The organism is Nocardia sp. NPDC005745, assembly GCF_040630775.1.
Taxonomy (GTDB): Bacteria; Actinomycetota; Actinomycetes; order Mycobacteriales; family Mycobacteriaceae; genus Nocardia.
In genome coordinates, this window is the sequence record NZ_JBEXYF010000028.1 from 56,894 (window position 1) to 74,571 (window position 17,678).

The window sequence follows — 17,678 nt, forward strand, 5'->3', positions numbered from 1 at the left end:
GCAGCGTGTAAATCCTGTGCAAATTGCGCGGCGGCGCACTGGTTCCCGGTTCGGGATTCAGCGGATCATGGTCGAGTCAGCAAACCTCATTCGCCGGTTTTCGGAGGACACCATGCTGATGCATCGGGGAATCGGCCTCGACCGGTTCAACGGTCTGCCGCGCGGTCGTGCGATTCATGCCCTCTACGAGTGCTGCTGCAACGTGACGTGGGCCGCGACGCTGGCCGACGCTCGCCCCTATCCGGATCGGGACGCGCTGCTGAGCAAGGCCGATGTCGAACTGCTCGCGCTGTCCCAGCGGGACGTGGATCGCGCCTTCGAAGGGATTGCGCACGAACCGGTCTCGTCGCATTGCATGGCCGAACTGGCACGGGTCACCCGCGAGCGAATCGCCGGGATGCTCGGGCCGGCCGAGGGCTACCCGGAATACTGAACCGGCGGCGCGACTTGTCCGGCGTACCGACGGCAATCGCTCTACCCTGGTGAGATGCGCAGGTCGTCATTGCCACCGGTCGCCTGCCGGGTCGCGGACACCCTCATCTCCCGGGGCCATCACGGTCTCATCGTCGCCCAGCCGGAGCCGACCCACACCGCCGCGGACGCCGCACGGGCCCTCGGCGTAGACGTGGGGGCGATCACGAAATCACTGGTGTTCCTGCTCGACGACGACCCGGTGCTGCTGCTGGTCTCGGGAGCGCACCAAGTCGATCTGGCGAAGACCGGCGCGCGCCTGGACGGGACGCTGAGCCGCGCCCCCGCCGAGGTGGTGCGGGCGGTGACCGGTCAGCCCATCGGCGGCGTCGCACCGGTCGGCCACCCGACCAACCTGCCCACCTGGGTGGACAGCGCGCTGGGGCGCCATCGGGAGCTGTGGGCAGCGGGCGGGCATCCGAACACCATCTTCCGCACGTCGTTCCCGGAATTGCTGCGGATCACCGCGGGTCTTCCGATCGACGTCGACTGACTCGAGATTGTCGCGGCGAGTTCGGTGGGCTCCGGCGTTCGGTGGCGACGCGCGCGGCGTCGGCCGGGCATGTGCGACCTATGCCACCCCACCGGCGGGTAGCCCGGGCGTAGTTTCGTGAGGTGACCGACGCACCACGGCCCGAGACGGAACTACAGATCCCCGATGATCTGAGCGGCATCACCGCGGAGCAGTATCGCGCCTCCATGCGCCACTACCCGGCCGGCGTCACCGTCGTCACGCTGACTTCGCCGCAGGGGCCGGTCGGCTTCACCGCGACCTCCTTCGCATCGCTGTCACTGGACCCGCCGCTGGTGTCGTTCAATATCGCGCACACCTCCTCCAGCCTGTCCGCCATGCTGGACGCCGAGTCCGTCGTCATCCACTTCCTCGGCGAACACCAGCAGCACCTGGCCCACCGGTTCTCCCGGACCGCGCAGGAACGCTTCACCGACCGCGCCCTGTGGACCACCCTGGACACCGGCGAACCGGTCCTGCACGGTACCCCCATCTGGTTACGCGCCACGGTGCACCAACTGATCCCCCTCGGCGACCACACCTTCGTCGTCGGCTTGGTCACCCGGGTCCACGACAACACCGACGAGAAACCCGCCGCCGCTCCACTGCTGTACTACAACGGGCGCTACTACCGACCGATCGCCCTCAGCGACTGACCCAGCGCTCGACTACGCCACCTCGGCCGCGCCCGCACGACCGACTCCGCGGCGAGCGCGCGCCGGCCGATCCAGCTCGAGAAACCGTCAGGCACCGTCCAGCACGGCGAAGTCCACGTCGACCGGGAACGGATCACTGAGCCGGAGCACATCCTGATGGGTTTCCGCCAGCCGGTAACTGCGGCTCGCCCAGTCCAGACGGCATTCCTGGACTTGCCGGACGACTCCGCACGTAATGCATCTCGAAGTCGGTCACCACGCCGGTGCGCGGCTCGTCCGGGCTCCCTTGTTCCAACGCGTTGGCCAGTCGCCTGGCCACGTTGTTGTGCTCGAAGGTGCCGCTCCGGCAGACGATCACGTGGCCGTCGAGCACCTCGATCTGACGTTGGACGTCTTCCGGGAGTGCCGCGTAACCCTCCTCCGTGATGAGAAGGGCGGCCGGATCGGTGGCCCACACGGGCCGGGTGCTCATGAGACCGCCTCGAACTCGGGTTACCGGATACGGCGATGGTATCCGGTGTAATCACGCCATCGGGACCAGCGCGGCCTCAGCCGATGAGGCAGGGGGCCGCGCCGGTGGGGGCGGTGGAGGTGAAGGGGCGCGTTTCGGGGATGGGGTTCCACACGCCGTTCTCGGCGGTGTAGTTCCAGGTGGGGCCCGTTCGCGCGAGGATGGCGATCGCCTCGATCAGGCGGTCCACGTCGGCGGAGGTGGTGCCGAGGCCGATGCTGGCGCGCAGTGCGCCGTCCAAACCGAGGCGGGCGAGCAGCGGGTGGGCGCAGAAGCGTCCGTCGCGCACACCGATGCCGTGTTCGGCGGAGAGATAGGCGGCGACGTGGCCGGGTGCGAAATCGTCCAGGGTGAACGCGACGATGCCGACGGAGTCGGGAGTGTCGATCCAGATGCGCAGCAGTTGGACGCCGGGAATCGCAGCCAAGCCGTCGCGCAGACGGTCGGCGAGCCGGTGTTCGTGCGCGGCAAGGGTTTCGGCGTCGATCCCGCTGAGCGTGTCACAAGCGGCGGCCAGCGCGGCGGCGCCGAGCACGTTCGGCGAACCTGCTTCGTGCCGCTGCGGAGCGGACGCCCATTCGGCCGCGTCGCTGCGCACCTCGCGCACCGCGCCGCCGCCCGCGAGGTAGGGCTGCGCCGCGTCGAGCCAATCCCGCTTGCCCACCAGCACACCGGCGCCGAACGGCGCGTAGAGCTTGTGCCCGGAGAACGCCAGGTAGTCGATCGTGGTGTCCCGCAGACTGATCCGCCGATGCGGCGCCAACTGGGCGGCGTCCACCAGGATCCGGGCGCCGCACTGATGCGCGATGGTGGCCAGCCGTTCCAGCGGAAGCACCTCGCCGGTCACGTTCGATGCGCCGGTCACCGCGAGCAATGCGGCCGGCTTGCTGCACAGTTCGGCGACCAGCCTGCCGATGGTCTCCTCGACCGTGTCGGCGGCCTGCACGACGCGCCTGCCCCGCTTGGTCCACGGCAGGAAGTTGGCGTGGTGCTCGATGTCGAGCACCACGGTGTCCCCGGGGACGCAGGAGGCCAGCAGATTCAGCGAGTCGGTGGTGTTGCGGGTGAAGACCACCACCTGATCGTCGGCGGCGTCGAGGAACCGGGAGACCGATCCGCGAGCGGCTTCGTAGCACTCGGTGGAGATCCGCGAGGCGTAGCCCGCGCCGCGGTGCACGCTCGCGTAGTACGGCAGCAACTGCTGCACCCGGTCGGTGACCTGGGCCAACGCGGGCGCACTCGCGGCGTAGTCGAAGTTGGCGTAGGTCGCCGATCCGCCGTGCACCAGCGGCACGCGCAGTTCGTCGCCGGACACCCGGGCGAGTGCGGCACAGGAGTTGTCGACAGCAGTAGTCATCACGTGAATCCCGTCGGCTCAGGGACTCGCGACCGAACGATTCGGCGAGTCCGCGCTTGCCGCGCCCGGTTGGGCGTCGGCCGGGTCGTCACCCGGAGCACCCCACCGCGGAGGAGGGTTGCCGGCCAGCAAGCCGGGGCTTTGCGCTGGCACTCATGACCAGACCCGAGAGTGGCAGAAGCGCCCCGGCGCTGTCAACCACATTCCACCCGAGTCACCACGAGCACCGCGTGGACATAACCACCACGCGGCGGCCATTACAAGCACCCCCACGACGACGCGCGAGCCGCGCCCGACGAGGGATTTCCCGTCTCGGCACCGGCCCCGTCCACGGGTGAACGGGCCTCGGTTCGCTCGGCGGTTACCACCGAGCCGATCCGATGCCGATTCGACTCGGTCCCCGCTCGTTTCCCACAACGGCGCAGCTTCTCGAGCACCTCCGTATCTCGAACGCGCTGAATCCGATCGCGGCGCCCCGCTGCGACTCCCCGCTGACCGGCCGGAACAAACGGGCGTCCCGGCCCTCGCGAGAACCAGCTTCGGATCGCTCGATGAGCCGAATCACACCTTCGAATCAGCGATCTCCCGGCGAACGCGGCGGGCGAGCCGCCCACCAGCGTTTTGCCCTGCCGGAGCGGCGAATATCGACCCCACCTGCAACAACGCGCATCACACCCACCGATCCGGCATCCGGTTCGGTGAACGACAAGCGACGACAACCCCGGGTACCGTGGACAGCTGGCCACAGCGCTGTTTGCCCTTTGGTAACCCAGCTATGACACAACAACGGGAAAGTGTGAGGCAAGTCGATGGGAGGTGCGCACAGCACCATGCTCGAGACAGACGTCGACGCGCCGGCGGGCCCGTTGTCACGCGGCGATCGCGCACCGGGGGCCAGGACGCTCGTCGACATCCTGACCGCGACGGCACTCGCCCATCCCGACGCCCCCGCCATCGACGACGGCCACGCGGTGCTGTCCTATCTGGAATTGGTCGTCGAGATCGAGAACACCATGGCCCGGCTCGCCACCGCGGGCGTGCGGCCCGGCGATCGGGTCGGCGTGCGCATGCCGTCGGGCACCCGCGGGCTCTATGTGACCATCCTCGCCGTCCTCTACTCCGGCGCCGCTTACGTGCCGGTCGACGCCGACGACCCGGACGAGCGCGCCGAGCTGGTCTTCGGGGAAGCGCAGGTCACCGCGATCGTGACCGCCGAGGGCATCGAGACCACGGCCGCGGGCATCCGCGCAGCGGAGCACCAGCGCGAACAGACCTGGTCGACGCTGCCCACTCCCGGCGACGACGCCTGGATAATCTTCACCTCCGGTTCCACCGGCACTCCGAAAGGCGTTGCCGTCACCCATCGCAACGCGGCCGCCTTCGTCGACGCCGAGGCCGATCTGTTCCTGCGCGACGCCCCGATCGGTCCGGGTGACCGGGTTCTGGCGGGTCTGTCGGTCGCCTTCGACGCCTCCTGCGAGGAGATGTGGCTGGCCTGGCGCAACGGCGCCTGCCTGGTGCCCGCCCCGCGTGAGCTGGTGCGCACCGGCGCCGACCTCGGCCCGTGGCTGGTGCGGCGGGAGATCAGTGTGGTCTCGACCGTCCCGACCCTGGCGGCGACCTGGCCGGTGGAGGCATTGGAGGCGGTGCGCCTGCTCATCTTCGGCGGCGAGGCCGTCCCCCCGGAACTCGCCGAGCGCCTCGCGGGGAACGGTGACTCGGCTCGCGAGGTGTGGAACACCTACGGCCCCACCGAAGCCACGGTCGTCGCCTGCGCCGCGCGCTTGGACGGCCGGTGGCCGATCCGAATCGGCCTGCCGCTCAACGGCTGGGACCTGGTCGTCGTGGACCAGACGGGTAACCCGGTGGCCGAGGGGGAATCCGGCGAACTGGTGATCGGCGGCGTCGGACTGGCTCGCTATCTCGACCCGGTCAAGGACGCCGAGAAGTACGCGCCGCTGCCCTCCGTCGGCTGGGAGCGCGCCTACCGCAGCGGCGACCTGGTCCGCAACGACAGCGCCGGACTGGTCTTCCTCGGCCGCGCCGACGACCAGATCAAATTGGGCGGGCGGCGCATCGAACTCGGCGAGATCGACAACGCTCTGCAACACCTGCCCGGCGTCACGGGCGCCGCGGCGGCCATCCGGACCACCAAGGCGGGCAACAAGGTTCTGGTCGGCTATCTGACCGGACCCGGCCCGGACTTCGATGTCAAGGCCGCGCGCGCCGTCCTCGGTGGACAACTTCCGGCGCCGCTGGTGCCCAGGCTCGCGGTGGTCGACGAGCTGCCCACCCGCACCTCCGGCAAGGTGGACCGCGACGCGCTGCCCTGGCCGCTGCCCAATGCCGCCGAGGACGACGACGACAACGACCTGACCGGCACCGCCCAATGGGTCGCCGGACTGTGGGATGCCATTCTCGGCGCGGAGGTCGGCGATCTCGACGCGGACTTCTTCGACCTGGGCGGCGGCTCCCTCGCGGCGGCGCAGCTGGTCACCGCCCTGCGCGAACGGTATCCGCAGATCGCCGTCGCCGACGTCTACGACCACCCCCGCCTCGGCGCGCTGGCCGACCTGCTGGAACAGACCACCCCCGCGGTGGCCGTCGCCGAGCGGACAGTCCGGCCGACGCCGCTGCCCGCGCAGGCGGCGCAGGTGCTGGCCACCATCCCGCTCACCACCCTCACCGGATTGCAGTGGCTCACCTGGCTGGCGATCGTCGGCAATATCGCGGCCTGGTCCGGCTCACTGCCCTGGCTCCCCCAGCTGTCCTGGTGGTGGACGCTGGCCGCGTTCCTGCTGTTCATCTCGCCGCCCGGCCGCATGGCGATCTGCGTGGCGGGCACGCGGCTGCTGCTGCGCGGCATCCGGCGCGGCAGCTATCCGCGCGGTGGCTCGGTACATCTGCGGCTGTGGGCGGCCGTCCGTCTCTCCGAGGCCAGCGGCGCCGAGAACCTGTCCGGAGCGCCGTGGATGGTGCCGTTCGCACGCGCGCTCGGCGCGAAGATCGGCAAGGGCGTCGACCTGCACAGCCTCCCGCCGGTGACGGGCATGCTCGAACTCGGTGACGGGTGCAGCGTGGAGCCGGAGGTCGACCTGTCCGGCTACTGGATCGACGGCGACCTGGTGCATCTGGGCCCGATCACGATCGGCCCCGGCGCGGTGGTCGGCTCACGCTCGATCTTGTTGCCGGGCACCAAGATCGGCAAGAACGCCGAGGTGGCCCCCGGCTCCGCGGTATCGGGCAAGGTGAAGGCGGACCAGGACTGGGCCGGTTCGCCCGCGGTGAAGGTCGGTAAGGCACAGCACCGCTGGCCCGCGCACACGCCCGATCGTGCCCGGCACTGGGTCGGCATCTTCGGGATCACGTCGATGGCATTGGCCGCCATGCCGATTCTCGGTATCGGCGCCGGTGGGGCGTTCCTGGCCTGGTTCGTTCGCGACACCCGCACGCTCGCCGTCGGCGCCGCGCGCGCGTTCGCCGTGCTTCCCCTCGCGACCTTGCTCAGCCTGGGCGTCTACGCCGCGGCGACCATCGTCGCGGTCCGGCTGCTTAGCATCGGCCTCACCGAGGGCTACCACCCGGTGCGCAGCCGGGTCGGCTGGCAGGCCTGGGCCACCGAGCGGCTGCTGGATTCCGCGCGCACCTTCCTGTTCCCGCTGTACGCCAGCCTGCTCACCCCCCTGTGGCTGCGCTTGCTCGGCGCGAAGATAGGTAAGAGCGTCGAGGCGTCGACCGTGCTGCTGCTGCCGAAGTTCACCACCGTCGCCGACGGGGCGTTCCTGGCCGATGACACCATGATCGCCGGTTACGAACTCGGAGGCGGCTGGCTGCACATCGGGGAGGCGAAGGTCGGCAAGCGCGCTTTCCTCGGCAACTCCGGGATGACCGCGCCCGGCCGCCGTGTCCCGAAGAACGGGCTGGTCGCGGTGCTGTCGGCGGCGCCGTCCAAGGCGAAACCCGGCTCGTCCTGGCTGGGCAGCCCGCCGGTCCGGCTGCGCCGCGCCGCGGAGAACGCCGATACCGCGCGCACCTTCGACCCGCCCGCGCGCTTGCGGGTAGCCCGCGGCATCGTCGAAACCTGCCGTTTGGTCCCGGTGCTGGTGACCTTCGCGATCGGGCTCGGCGTGCTTTTCACCCTCGCCTGGCTCGCGCAAACGTTCGGCCATCTGGCCGCCGGACTGCTCAGCGGGTTGGTACTGCTGGCGGCAGGCGCTGTCGCGGGGGCGAGCGCGGTGGCCGCCAAATGGTTGCTGGTGGGGCGGATACGCACCGGGGAACATCCGCTGTGGAGCTCGTTCGTCTGGCGCAACGAGGTCTCCGACACCTTCGTGGAAACGGTTGCCGCGCCGTGGTTCGCGCGCGCGGCGACCGGGACGCCCGTACTGAACCTCTGGCTTCGCGGTCTCGGCGCGCACATCGGGCGCGGGGTATGGTGCGAGTCCTACTGGCTACCGGAGGCGGACCTGGTGACTCTCGGCGACGGCGCGACCGTGGAACGCGGCTGTGTGGTGCAGACCCATCTGTTCCACGACCGGATCATGGCCATGGACACCGTCACTCTCGGTGCGGGCGCAACCCTCGGTCCGCACTGCGTGGCGCTGCCCGCCTCGGCGCTCGGCGACGGCGCGACCATCGGCCCGGCTTCGCTGGTCATGCGCGGTGACACGGTGCCCGCCTCGACGCGCTGGTGGGGCAACCCGATCGCGCCCTGGTTCACGGGCGACCCCGGGGCGCGCTGATGACGGGCAAGTTCTACGAAGCCCCCATCGACGAGTACCTCCCGCAGAACGGCAATCGGGGGTATCGGGTCACCCGGTACGAACTGGAGCTGGCCTATCGGGTTGCCGCCAACCGGCTCACCGGGCGCGCGGCAATCACCGCGGTGACCACCGAGGTGCGCACCCGGTTCGCACTCGATCTCGCCCAGGCGCTGAGCGTGTCGAAGGTGTCCGTCAACGGGATCAAGGCCGCGAAATTCGCCCATCAGCACGGCAAGTTGATCGTCACGCCGCAGCAGCGGATTCCGGCGGGCGGCGTGCTGGCGCTGGTGGTGCAGTACGGCGGTACCCCGAAACCGGTGCGCGGGCCGTGGGGCGAGGTCGGCTGGGAGGAACTCACCGAGGGCGCGCTCGTGGCCAGCCAGCCCAACGGCGCGGCGTCCTGGTTCCCCTGTGACGACCACCCGAGTTCCAAAGCGAGCTATCGGATCTCGATCACCACAGATTCGCCGTACTACGCGGTGGCGAACGGAACCCTGCTGCGTAAGCAGACCAAGGCCAGTCAGACCACGTGGGTGTACGAGCAGCCCGAACCGATGTCGAGCTACCTGGCGACCATCCAGATCGGTCACTACCGCAAGCACCGCATCGGGCCCTCGCACTCCGCGGTGCCGATGCACGCCGTCCTACCGCCGCGGTTGCGCGCCAACTTCGACCACGACTTCGCTCGCCAGCCGCGGATGCTCGAGGTTTTCAGCGAGAAGTTCGGCCCCTATCCGTTCGAGGACTACACCGTGGTCGTCACCGACGACGAACTGGAGATCCCGATCGAGGCCCAGGGCATCTCCATCTTCGGCGCCAACCATTGCGACGGCCGGCGCGGCGCCGAACGGTTGGTCGCGCACGAGCTGGCCCATCAATGGTTCGGCAACAGTCTGACCATCCGGCAGTGGCGCGACATCTGGCTACACGAAGGCTTCGCCTGCTACGCGGAATGGATCTGGTCGGAGGCCGCGGGCGGACCCACCGCCGACCAGCTGGCCCGCGCCGCGCGGCACAACCTCTCCCGCGAGCCCCAGGACATCGCCATCGGCGATCCGGGACCGCAGCGCATGTTCGACGATCGCGTCTACAAACGGGGTGCGCTCACCCTGCACGCGCTGCGCCTGGAACTCGGCGATTCGGGATTCTTCGACCTGCTGCGGGAGTGGACCATCCGCTACCGCCACTCGTCGGTGACCACCGAGGAGTTCACCGACCTGGCGGGGCACTACAGCCTTGTCTCGCTGCGCCCGCTGTGGGACAGCTGGCTGCTCGCCGAGCGGCTACCGCAGCTGCCGCCCTACGGCGGCGCCTCGACGGCCTGATCAGAACACCAGATAGCGGGCGGCGAGTTCCTCGACGAGCGGATCGTCCTCCGGGACGTTCGCCAGCGCGTCGAGATCGGTTTCCACCGCGATCTGCCGGGGGTCGTCGTGCTCGGTATCCCGCGGATCCTCGATGAGCTGGCGCAGCAACTTCTCCCGCACCCGGGTCTTCAGCGAATCGTTCATACCTGAGGGTGCCCCCACATCGGCGTGTTACACGGGTGTGAACAGGGTTCCCCACGGCGTATTGCGCACCACGGTGTAGATCGCCAACAAGGCGAAGAATGTCCACATGGTGGTCCGGCTGATCGACGGCAGCCGCATCTTCTGCCCGCGCCAGGCCTGGACGGTCCAGTCCGTCACCCACACCACGAACGCGACGACCAGCGGGATCGCGAGCAAGTTGCTGTGCAGGGCGTCGAGCACGTGCCCGTCGGTGAGATTGTGCACGGCGCGCATCCCGCCGCAGCCGGGGCAGTACCAACCGGTCAGCGCGTAGACCGGGCAGGTCCCGTAGGAGCCTTCGACGTGCGGATCGCGCAAATGCAGCAGCACCCCGACGCCCACTCCGACACCCGCGACGAGCAGGGGAAGTCCGACGCCGCGCCATCCGGTCCTCGGCTCGGGTCCCAGCTCCGTAGCGGGGCCGGAGGAAGGTTGCGCGATGTCCACGAAGTCAACCGTAACCGGGTGGCGATCGAGGACGCCACAGTAGCGCCGCCTATACGCCCGATACCTCACAACCCGGTTCATTCCGAAATGATCTTTTGCGGTAGCGATTCCGGGGGTACTCCCCGATATACACCAGGAATGCCGTCGTGCAGCGCTAGCACTAGCAAGCACCTTGCTTGCACTGTACGGTGACGGTGGACACAAAGGAGTGCTCATGCTGGCGAAGTCGATGAGGACGCTGGCGGACGCGCACAACGGTGCGCTCACCGCCGATTACCGTGCCGGACTGCGGTCCCGCACCTTCCGGACCGCGTCGTTGAACGCGCCCACCGCCCGTCACGCGGTCATCCCCGTCACCACCAAGGACGGCGCTCGCCTGCGAGTACACGCGTACGGTCCCGCCGAGGGCGATGTCATCGTCCTGATTCACGGCTGGAGCTGCAGCATCGAGTACTGGAACCCGCAGATCAACGCCTTCGCCGACCGGTATCGCGTGGTCTGCTACGACCAGCGCGGCCACGGTGCCAGTGAACTCGGCAAGTCGGCCCCCACCAAAGAGTCGCTGGCCGACGACCTTTCGGTAGTCCTGAATGCGACGCTCCGCCCCGGGCAACGAGCCGTTCTGGTCGGTCACAGCATGGGCGGGATCACGGTGCAGGCGTGGGCCGCTCGCTATCCGGAGCAGGTACGCAAGCAAGCCGCCGCCGCCGTGCTGCTGAACAGTTCATCGGGCAACATCCGCTACGACACCGACCTGCTTCCGCTGTTGAACAAGCCGCTGACGCTGGCGGACCGGCCGATCACCGTGCTCGGCGCCACCGTGCGGATTCCCATGATCGTCGCGGAGACGCTGCTCACCGCGCCGGTCCCGCTGCCGGGCGGCTGGCCGGCCAGCGCGCTGCTCAAGGCGCGCGTGATGACTCCGCACGCGACCGCCGACCAGGTGGAGTTCGCGCTGGGCATCGTGCGGTCGTGCCGGCCGCTGACGCGCGGCAGGCACGCCGCCGCGCTGGCCGACATGGATCTCGCCGAAGCCGCCGCCTCCCTCACGGTGCCGACCACGGTGATCGCGGGCGCGCACGACCGCTTGCTGCCCGAACGCATGTCGCGCCGCATCGCCGACGCGCTCGCCGAGACGGGCCATCTGGCCGCGTACCACGTGTGGCCCACCGGCCACCTGGGCAATATCGAAGCCGCCGACCGCTTCAACGCGGAGTTGGCCGCTATCGCCGAGACCGCCCATTTGCGCTCCGCGGCCGCGGGCTGACCCGAGACCGCTTCCCTGGGCCGGTCGATTACGCCCGGTCCAGGGGGCGAGGGTCAGCCGACCGCCGACACGCCCCGGTCCGCTATCGAACTCCCGTAGGTTTGCCAACCAGATACTGCATAGACGGCTCTTCCGACGCAGCCTGTCGCTCACCACGAAAATCCGGCGTTTCTACGCCGGATTTCCTTTGTTCAACTCGACCTCCGCACGCTCTCGTTAACATTCGGCGAACTCAAGTCGACTCAGAGGACAGACAGGTTCGGGTTCCGACGAAGGGAGCAGCGGTGAGTGTCCGGCGTGGCGTGGCGGTCCTGGCTCTGGCAATCGGTGCACTCGGTGTGACCGCCCCCGCGGCCTCCGCGCTTCCCCTAGGCGTGCCCCCTGCGCGAACGCTCTGTGGCGGCGATGGTGCCGGCATCGGCATGATCGCCGCCTTCTACGACCCCGACCGCAATTACTCCGGTGTTCCGACGCTCTGGATCCACCCGGAGTTCGTCTTCGCACCCGATCGACCCGGCGGCTCCTGCGGCGTAACGGTCACCGTTTCGTGGCGGAACTCCGATACCGGCGTCTTCGGAACCCTTCCCCCCATACGGCTCGACGACCGGACCCCGGCCGAGGAGAACGTCGCCGGCTCGTGGATACCGGTGGGCATTCCCGCAGGTCTCGGCCGAGTGGAAGTCCTGATCGCGACCGACTCTCCGCACGTCCCGGGCAAGGGAGTCTTCGTAGTCACGTAGTCCGGGCTCCCCGCCCCGGCACGACCCGCGCGGGCTCTCGATCAGCGGCGGATCCATCCGATCCGCTTGCCGCGAGCGCGATCTCGTCGGGCGCCGGGGCGGGAATGAAAACGTCGGCCGAGCGGTAGAACAACACATGACACTCGACGACGACGCCCGTGCGCTCATCGGACCCGGTGCCGACGCGACGCTGGTCACGATCAACCCGGACGGCAGCCCACAGGTCTCGGTCGTCTGGGTGGCTCTGCAATCGACACCGGACGGCGACGAGCTCGTCACCGCCCACCTCGGCGTCTACCAGAAGATCCGGAACGTCCGCCGCGACCCGCGCGTCGCGGTGACCATCCTGTCCCCGGAACGGGGTGAGGTGATGCGCCCGTATCTCTCGATCACCGGCACCGCCCGGGTGGTGGAGGGCGGCGCCCCGGAGCTGCTCCGAGAACTCGCCAAGACTCTGGCGAGTCCGAATGCCGAGTTTCCTCCCGCGGACGCCCCGCCCGGTTACCTCACCCGGATCCGGATCGAGAAGGTCGGCGGTATCGGCCCTTGGGCCTCCTGATACCGATGAGCGTCCCGCGCTCCGGCCGAGCCCGGGACTCAGTCGGAGCGACTGCGTGCCTTCATTCTCCGTACCCATTGCGCGATGGCCACCACGGCCGAGAACATCGCCGTCGCGCCGGCCAGCAACGCGGTGCCGGTGAGTTTCGCGGTGGAGAACTCCACCTTTCGTAGTCCCGGCAGGGGGTATTGCCCATTGCCCGAGGCCCATCGAACCACGTAGCCGACCTGAGTCCCGAGGTCGGTGGGTGGGCCGGACCCGATCATCGAGCGCAGCTCCGGTCCCTTTCCGTTCAGATAGACGAGCGTGAAGGCGACGAAGAGCGCCACCGCCACCGCGGAAACGGTCGTCAAGCGAGCGAGCGCTTCGGTGCGGGCCCAGAGATTGATCACGGCGGCGATGACGGTGAGGAAGATCGCGATGGTGGCCAGAATGGCCCACTTACCGCTGAGGTTGGAGTGATTAGGCGGACTCTTCGACCACAGGCCGACGAGCGTGGTGGTGATGTGGGTTTGGCCGAACGCGTTGCTCCAGATCGTGCCATCGGGGCCGCCGGTGGCGAGCCACGGCTTGAACAACAGATTGAAGGTGATCAAGCTCCCCACCGCGGCGCACAGGAAGCCCGCGTTGTCCCGGAGCAAGATCACGAGGGGCCGGACCCGCGCCCGTAATTTCTCACCGTCGACTCGGCGTTTTCGGACACTGCCCGCTGACCGGCGCGGTGCGGCTGCCTGTCGATCCTTGCTCGTACGCCACGGAGTCGGCTGCACCATCTCGCTAATCCCCGTTCGTCGAATCGATGCCCGACGCGCCGTCAGACACCGGCTCGCTACCTATGGCAACTGGAGCTCGTCCGGACGGAGCGGGATCCTGTTCGGCATCCGTTTCCAGGGCGCTTCCCGAGCCGCCGACGACCGCGTCGGGAGTCGTCTCGGAGGGTTTCGCCACGGACAGCGGATCCGCGATGTCCTCCAGGGACTGCCCTTCGGCGTTCACTCCGAAGAACCAGGCGACCAAACCGCCGACGATCATGAACCCGGCGCCGATGAGGTACCCCACCGTGAGCGGGAACCGGTCGGGGCTCGGGTTGTCGGCGCCGCCTACCAAGTGCCCGAACAGGAACGGTGCGACAACCCCACCGGCGCCCTGCGCGATGGCGAAGAAGAACGAGATGGCTTGACCACGCAGTTCCAGCGGAAAGATCTCGCTGACCGTGAGATAGGCGGAGGAAGCGCCCGCCGAGGCGAAGAAGAAGATGACGCACCAGAAAATAGTCTGCGTGGTGGCGTCGAGCATGCCCGCGTTGAATGCCCAGGCCGAGATGAAAAGCAGGAAACCGGATATCGAGTACGTCGCGCAGATCATCTTCCGGCGACCGATACTGTCGAAGAGCGGGCCGAGCACCAGTGGGCCGATCAGATTGCCGATCGCAAAGGGGAAGAAATAATATCCCGTGTGATGCGCGGGCACGTTGTAGAAATTGATCAGAACCAAGCCTACGGTGAAGAATATCGCATTGTACAGAAATGCTTGCGTAGCCATCATCGTGAATCCGAGGAAGGAACGGGAAGGATACCGTCCGAAGAAGATGCGACCCATCTGCAGATAGGACAGCCGCTCCGTGTCCACGATATCCAAGGCCTTGCTCTCGTCGACCGGAGGGAGTTCGACTCCCTTGCTCCGAACCTGCGCTTCGATCTCGTCGACGGTCCGCTCGGCTTCCTCGGCCCGCCCGTGGGTGAGCAGCCAGCGGGGGCTCTCGGGGATGTGCCTGCGCAGGAAGATGATGACGAGCCCGAGTACGGGTCCGATGAAGAATCCGAGCCGCCATCCCCAATCGGTCGGAATGAAACGTTCGTTGAACAGGACCAGACTGGCCGCCGCTCCCAAAGCCGCACCGCCCCAATAGGTGCCGTTGATCGCGATGTCGACCCGGCCCCGATACTTCGACGGCATGATCTCGTCGATCGCCGAATTGATCGCCGTGTATTCTCCACCGATTCCGGTGCCCGCGATGAAGCGGAAGAAATACAGCGACCACGCATTCCAGGAGAAACCGGCCAATCCGCTGCCGATCAGATAGATCGCCAGGGTCAGGATGAAAAGTTTCTTGCGACCGAGTCGGTCGGTGAGCCGGCCGAAGACGAGTGCGCCGACGACCTGGCCGGCCAGATACCACGAAGCCATCGCGCCGACCTGACCGGACGTGAGATGCAGTGCGTCGGCGTCCTGTAGCGGGCCGCCCATGCTGCTGACGATCTGGATCTCGATTCCGTCCAAGATCCAGGAGACGCCGAGCCCCACGACGATGAGCCAATGGAACCCGGTCCACGGAAGCCGGTCCATCCGGGCGGGAACCAGACTTCGGATTACCTTGGTTCGGTTTTCCGACACTTGATGATCACCTCGATTGCAGAAGAAGCCGGTTCGCCAACGGGGCCGCGTGAGGGTCGGCAGGATAGGACCGCATCGATGCCGGGCAACGATGGTTCCCCGAGGGACGTAAGCCTCGATCTGGTCCTCGGCATCTGCACCGGCGTCGCTCCTCATCGCCCCGAGCGGAACCTGGTTACGCCAGGGTTACATGAATATTGGTTCGTTGTGAATTGTGCCACTATTCGACGGCTCATTAAAGTTGTGAGATATTCCCCGCTCAGCGAAGCGGCGTTTCAGCAGGTCGCGGTTCGCGGCGCGGTCGAACGGATCCGCTCACGGCGGGGCACAGCTCTCGAACCCGGCCGGAATCAGCGCGTGGTGCCCTGCGATGGAGGTAGCGCGTGGATGGCGAGGACGGCGGTATCGTCCTCCACTCCGGATCCGAAGGAGGCGAGCAGTTCTCGGATGGCCTCGACACCGCCGGAGGCCGTGACCGGCGCCAGCGCGCAAGCGAAGTCGATGAGCGCGCCGTCGCCGTAGCGACCGCCGTTGGCCGTCGTGCGGGCTTCGGTGAGCCCGTCGGTGTAGAGAATCAGGGTGTCGCCGACCTCGAGCCGGACTTTCCTGGTGACGATCTGGGCGTTTCGGATCGCCCCGATGAGCTGACCGCCCCAGGTATGCATTTCCTCCACGTCGCCGTCGGAGCGCAAAAGCAGGGCCGGCGGGTGCCCGCCACCGGCCAGGGTGATGTCGCAACCCCCGCGCTGGGGAGTGGGTTCGATCAGGCCGAAGATGATCGTGCAGAACCGTGGGTTGTGGCCGTGGGACCGCTCGGTGAGGGTGGTGTTGAGCATGTCGAGCACGGCGGCCGGATCGCGGGTGTAGGCGGTGGCGGTGCGCAGCGTGTAGCGGGCCTGGGAAGTGAGGGCCGCGGCAGGAGCGCCTTTGCCGCAGACATCGCCCAGGAACATTCCCCAGCTGCCGCCGGTGATCGGGAACAGATCGTAGAAGTCGCCGCCGACCTCGTCGGCGGAGGCGATGTGGTAGTACGCGGCGACCTCGAGGCCGGGAACATCGGGTAGTTCGGGTGGTAGCAGTGTGGTCTGCAAAGTGGCGTTCAGACGCTGGAGGCGTTCGCGCTCCTGCTCGGCTTCGCGTCGTGCCCGTAGCAGCTCGGTCTCGTAGGCGCGGCGCTCGCGGGCATCGAAGACGGTGGTACGAATCAGAAGCGGTTGTCCCTGGCTGCCGGTCTTGACCTGCGAGCTGATCAGCACGGGTAGTCGGCGGCCGTCGGTGGTCTTCATCTCCAGGGCGATCCCGCGGATCTTCCCCTGCATGCGCAGCAGGGGAGCGAAATGGGTCTCGTGATAGAGGCGGCCACCCACGGTGAGCAGGTCGGAGAAGTGCTTCCGGCCGACCAGTTCGTCGCGCCGCCAGCCCAGCCAGTCGAGCAGCGTGGCATTCACCTTGGCGATGCGACCGTCCAGCGAGGTGGAGAGGTATCCGCAGGGCGCGTTCTCGTACAGGTCCTCGGCGCTGTCCTCGAGCAACGCGGCGAACGCCGCGTCGTCATCCGTCCCCGCTCCGAGAGCACTGACACGGTCTCGGTCGCCCGCGGCGCTCGTCATCCGGTCTCGGCGGCGAAGGCGGCTATGGCGTCGGCGGTCTCCGCCGGAGCACTGAGCTGGGGGCAGTGGCCGGTTGCCGTCAGCGTGACCAGTCTGCTGCCCCGAATCCGCTCGTGGACGAAGGCCCCGACCTCGAGTGGGGCGATAGCGTCATCGGAGCATTGCAGGATCAGAGTGGGTACCTCCACCGCCTCGAGATCGGCCCGGTTGTCGGCGAGGAACGTGACGCGGGCGAAGACGCGCGCGATTTCCGGGTCGGTGCGGCAGAAACTGTTGGTGAGTTCCTCGGCAAGCTCCGGCCGATCGGGGTTGCCCATGATGACCGGCGCCATCGCACCCGACCAACCCAGATAGTTCGCATCGAGCGCCTCCAGCAGTTCCTCGATGTCGGCGGCATCGAAGCCGCCGCGATATCCGGTGGCGGGATCATCGATGAAGCACGGCGAAGGAGCCACCAGCACCAGTCCGGCGAACGCCGCTGGCTCGCGGGCGGCGGCGAGCACTCCCATCGTCGCACTCACCGAGTGCCCGACGAAGATCACCGGCCCCAGATCGAGTTCGCGAAGCAGCGCGAGCACATCCTCGACGTACCCGTCCATGCTGGAATAACGCTGCGGACTCCAAGCCGACAGATCCGAGCGGCCCGCACCCACGTGATCGAACAGTACGACGGTGAAATCCCGCTCCAGAACCGGGACGACCAGCCGCCACATGTGCTGGTCGCAACCGAAGCCGTGGGCGAGCACGACCACCGGCGCGCCGGTCTTGCCGCTGACGGTCACATGGTTCCTGCTCAGCACCTTCACATAGACACCTTCGCAGAAAACTCGCGCGAACGCCCA

16 protein-coding genes and 1 riboswitch are annotated in these 17,678 nt (G+C 68.0%); of the genes, 8 read left to right on the forward strand and 8 right to left on the reverse strand.

All coding sequences use genetic code 11. The annotated features are described in order from the left end of the window. The first annotated feature begins 112 nt into the window (after positions 1-112). The 3 genes from ABZ420_RS25960 (at position 113) to ABZ420_RS25970 (ending at position 1,638) form a co-directional block, all read left to right on the forward strand. Entirely contained in the window at positions 113-433 is a 321-nt protein-coding gene (locus ABZ420_RS25960) for a 2-oxo-4-hydroxy-4-carboxy-5-ureidoimidazoline decarboxylase (RefSeq protein ID WP_357127632.1), read from the forward strand. Between the two features lie 54 nt (positions 434-487). Further along, complete coding sequence (locus tag ABZ420_RS25965) at positions 488-964, forward strand: YbaK/EbsC family protein (protein ID WP_357127635.1); 477 nt, start codon at positions 488-490, stop codon at positions 962-964. 122 nt (positions 965-1,086) lie between these two features. Further along, positions 1,087-1,638: a flavin reductase family protein gene (locus tag ABZ420_RS25970; RefSeq protein ID WP_357127638.1), complete on the forward strand. Its 552-nt coding sequence runs from the start codon at positions 1,087-1,089 to the stop codon at positions 1,636-1,638. Positions 1,639-1,771: 133 nt separating this feature from the next. On the opposite strand, the gene ABZ420_RS25975 is transcribed toward ABZ420_RS25970, so the two are convergent. Both ABZ420_RS25975 and ABZ420_RS25980 read right to left on the reverse strand, forming a co-directional pair. Further along, on the reverse strand, positions 1,772-2,110 hold the full coding sequence (locus ABZ420_RS25975; RefSeq protein ID WP_357127641.1) for a hypothetical protein: 339 nt from the start codon (positions 2,108-2,110) through the stop codon (positions 1,772-1,774). 76 nt (positions 2,111-2,186) lie between these two features. Further along, positions 2,187-3,506 (reverse strand): aminotransferase class V-fold PLP-dependent enzyme, encoded by a 1,320-nt coding sequence (locus ABZ420_RS25980; protein ID WP_357127644.1) that lies wholly within the window; start codon positions 3,504-3,506, stop codon positions 2,187-2,189. A gap of 47 nt (positions 3,507-3,553) precedes the next feature. Next, positions 3,554-3,667, reverse strand: a riboswitch (SAM riboswitch). Between the two features lie 669 nt (positions 3,668-4,336). Here ABZ420_RS25980 and ABZ420_RS25985 point away from each other — a divergent pair. Further along, positions 4,337-8,248: a Pls/PosA family non-ribosomal peptide synthetase gene (locus tag ABZ420_RS25985; protein ID WP_357127647.1), complete on the forward strand. Its 3,912-nt coding sequence runs from the start codon at positions 4,337-4,339 to the stop codon at positions 8,246-8,248. Further along, positions 8,248-9,594 (forward strand): M1 family metallopeptidase, encoded by a 1,347-nt coding sequence (locus tag ABZ420_RS25990; protein WP_357127650.1) that lies wholly within the window; start codon positions 8,248-8,250, stop codon positions 9,592-9,594. Before ABZ420_RS25985 ends, ABZ420_RS25990 begins: the two co-directional genes overlap by 1 nt. On the opposite strand, the gene ABZ420_RS25995 is transcribed toward ABZ420_RS25990, so the two are convergent. Continuing rightward, positions 9,595-9,780, reverse strand: a complete 186-nt coding sequence (locus ABZ420_RS25995) for a hypothetical protein (RefSeq protein WP_062974667.1) — start codon at positions 9,778-9,780, stop codon at positions 9,595-9,597. Between the two features lie 27 nt (positions 9,781-9,807). After that, positions 9,808-10,266 carry a DUF2752 domain-containing protein gene (locus ABZ420_RS26000; protein ID WP_062974665.1) on the reverse strand — a complete coding sequence of 153 codons (459 nt, stop codon included), beginning with the start codon at positions 10,264-10,266 and terminating at the stop codon, positions 9,808-9,810. A 214-nt stretch (positions 10,267-10,480) separates the two neighbouring features. Here ABZ420_RS26000 and ABZ420_RS26005 point away from each other — a divergent pair, with 214 nt between their 5' ends. The 3 genes from ABZ420_RS26005 (at position 10,481) to ABZ420_RS26015 (ending at position 12,832) form a co-directional block, all read left to right on the forward strand. Continuing rightward, positions 10,481-11,533 carry an alpha/beta hydrolase gene (locus tag ABZ420_RS26005; protein ID WP_357127654.1) on the forward strand — a complete coding sequence of 351 codons (1,053 nt, stop codon included), beginning with the start codon at positions 10,481-10,483 and terminating at the stop codon, positions 11,531-11,533. A 284-nt stretch (positions 11,534-11,817) separates the two neighbouring features. Then, positions 11,818-12,273 (forward strand): hypothetical protein, encoded by a 456-nt coding sequence (locus ABZ420_RS26010; RefSeq protein WP_357127657.1) that lies wholly within the window; start codon positions 11,818-11,820, stop codon positions 12,271-12,273. A 136-nt stretch (positions 12,274-12,409) separates the two neighbouring features. After that, complete coding sequence (locus ABZ420_RS26015) at positions 12,410-12,832, forward strand: PPOX class F420-dependent oxidoreductase (RefSeq protein WP_063049423.1); 423 nt, start codon at positions 12,410-12,412, stop codon at positions 12,830-12,832. Positions 12,833-12,870: 38 nt separating this feature from the next. Here ABZ420_RS26015 and ABZ420_RS26020 read toward each other — a convergent pair whose 3' ends face one another. The 4 genes from ABZ420_RS26020 to ABZ420_RS26035 form a co-directional block, all read right to left on the reverse strand. Continuing rightward, the gene (locus ABZ420_RS26020) at positions 12,871-13,479 is read right to left on the reverse strand and encodes a hypothetical protein (protein WP_357043679.1); all 609 of its coding nucleotides are present in this window, start codon (positions 13,477-13,479) and stop codon (positions 12,871-12,873) included. A gap of 130 nt (positions 13,480-13,609) precedes the next feature. Continuing rightward, positions 13,610-15,226, reverse strand: a complete 1,617-nt coding sequence (locus ABZ420_RS26025; protein WP_357127660.1) for an MFS transporter — start codon at positions 15,224-15,226, stop codon at positions 13,610-13,612. A 350-nt stretch (positions 15,227-15,576) separates the two neighbouring features. Continuing rightward, on the reverse strand, positions 15,577-16,836 hold the full coding sequence (locus ABZ420_RS26030) for a SpoIIE family protein phosphatase (protein WP_357127663.1): 1,260 nt from the start codon (positions 16,834-16,836) through the stop codon (positions 15,577-15,579). Next, the gene (locus ABZ420_RS26035; RefSeq protein WP_357127666.1) at positions 16,833-17,642 is read right to left on the reverse strand and encodes an alpha/beta hydrolase; all 810 of its coding nucleotides are present in this window, start codon (positions 17,640-17,642) and stop codon (positions 16,833-16,835) included. Before ABZ420_RS26035 ends, ABZ420_RS26030 begins: the two co-directional genes overlap by 4 nt. Positions 17,643-17,678: the final 36 nt, after the last annotated feature.

Coding starts and splice junctions, on each gene's coding strand:
- ABZ420_RS25985 (WP_357127647.1), top strand. CDS start 4,337: ATGCTCGAGACAGACGTCGACGCGCCGGCGGGCCCGTTGTCACGCGGC.
- ABZ420_RS25980 (WP_357127644.1), bottom strand. CDS start 3,506: ATGACTACTGCTGTCGACAACTCCTGTGCCGCACTCGCCCGGGTGTCC.
- ABZ420_RS25990 (WP_357127650.1), top strand. CDS start 8,248: ATGACGGGCAAGTTCTACGAAGCCCCCATCGACGAGTACCTCCCGCAG.
- ABZ420_RS25995 (WP_062974667.1), bottom strand. CDS start 9,780: ATGAACGATTCGCTGAAGACCCGGGTGCGGGAGAAGTTGCTGCGCCAG.
- ABZ420_RS26005 (WP_357127654.1), top strand. CDS start 10,481: ATGCTGGCGAAGTCGATGAGGACGCTGGCGGACGCGCACAACGGTGCG.
- ABZ420_RS25975 (WP_357127641.1), bottom strand. CDS start 2,110: ATGAGCACCCGGCCCGTGTGGGCCACCGATCCGGCCGCCCTTCTCATC.
- ABZ420_RS26015 (WP_063049423.1), top strand. CDS start 12,410: ATGACACTCGACGACGACGCCCGTGCGCTCATCGGACCCGGTGCCGAC.
- ABZ420_RS26030 (WP_357127663.1), bottom strand. CDS start 16,836: ATGACGAGCGCCGCGGGCGACCGAGACCGTGTCAGTGCTCTCGGAGCG.
- ABZ420_RS25960 (WP_357127632.1), top strand. CDS start 113: ATGCTGATGCATCGGGGAATCGGCCTCGACCGGTTCAACGGTCTGCCG.
- ABZ420_RS25965 (WP_357127635.1), top strand. CDS start 488: ATGCGCAGGTCGTCATTGCCACCGGTCGCCTGCCGGGTCGCGGACACC.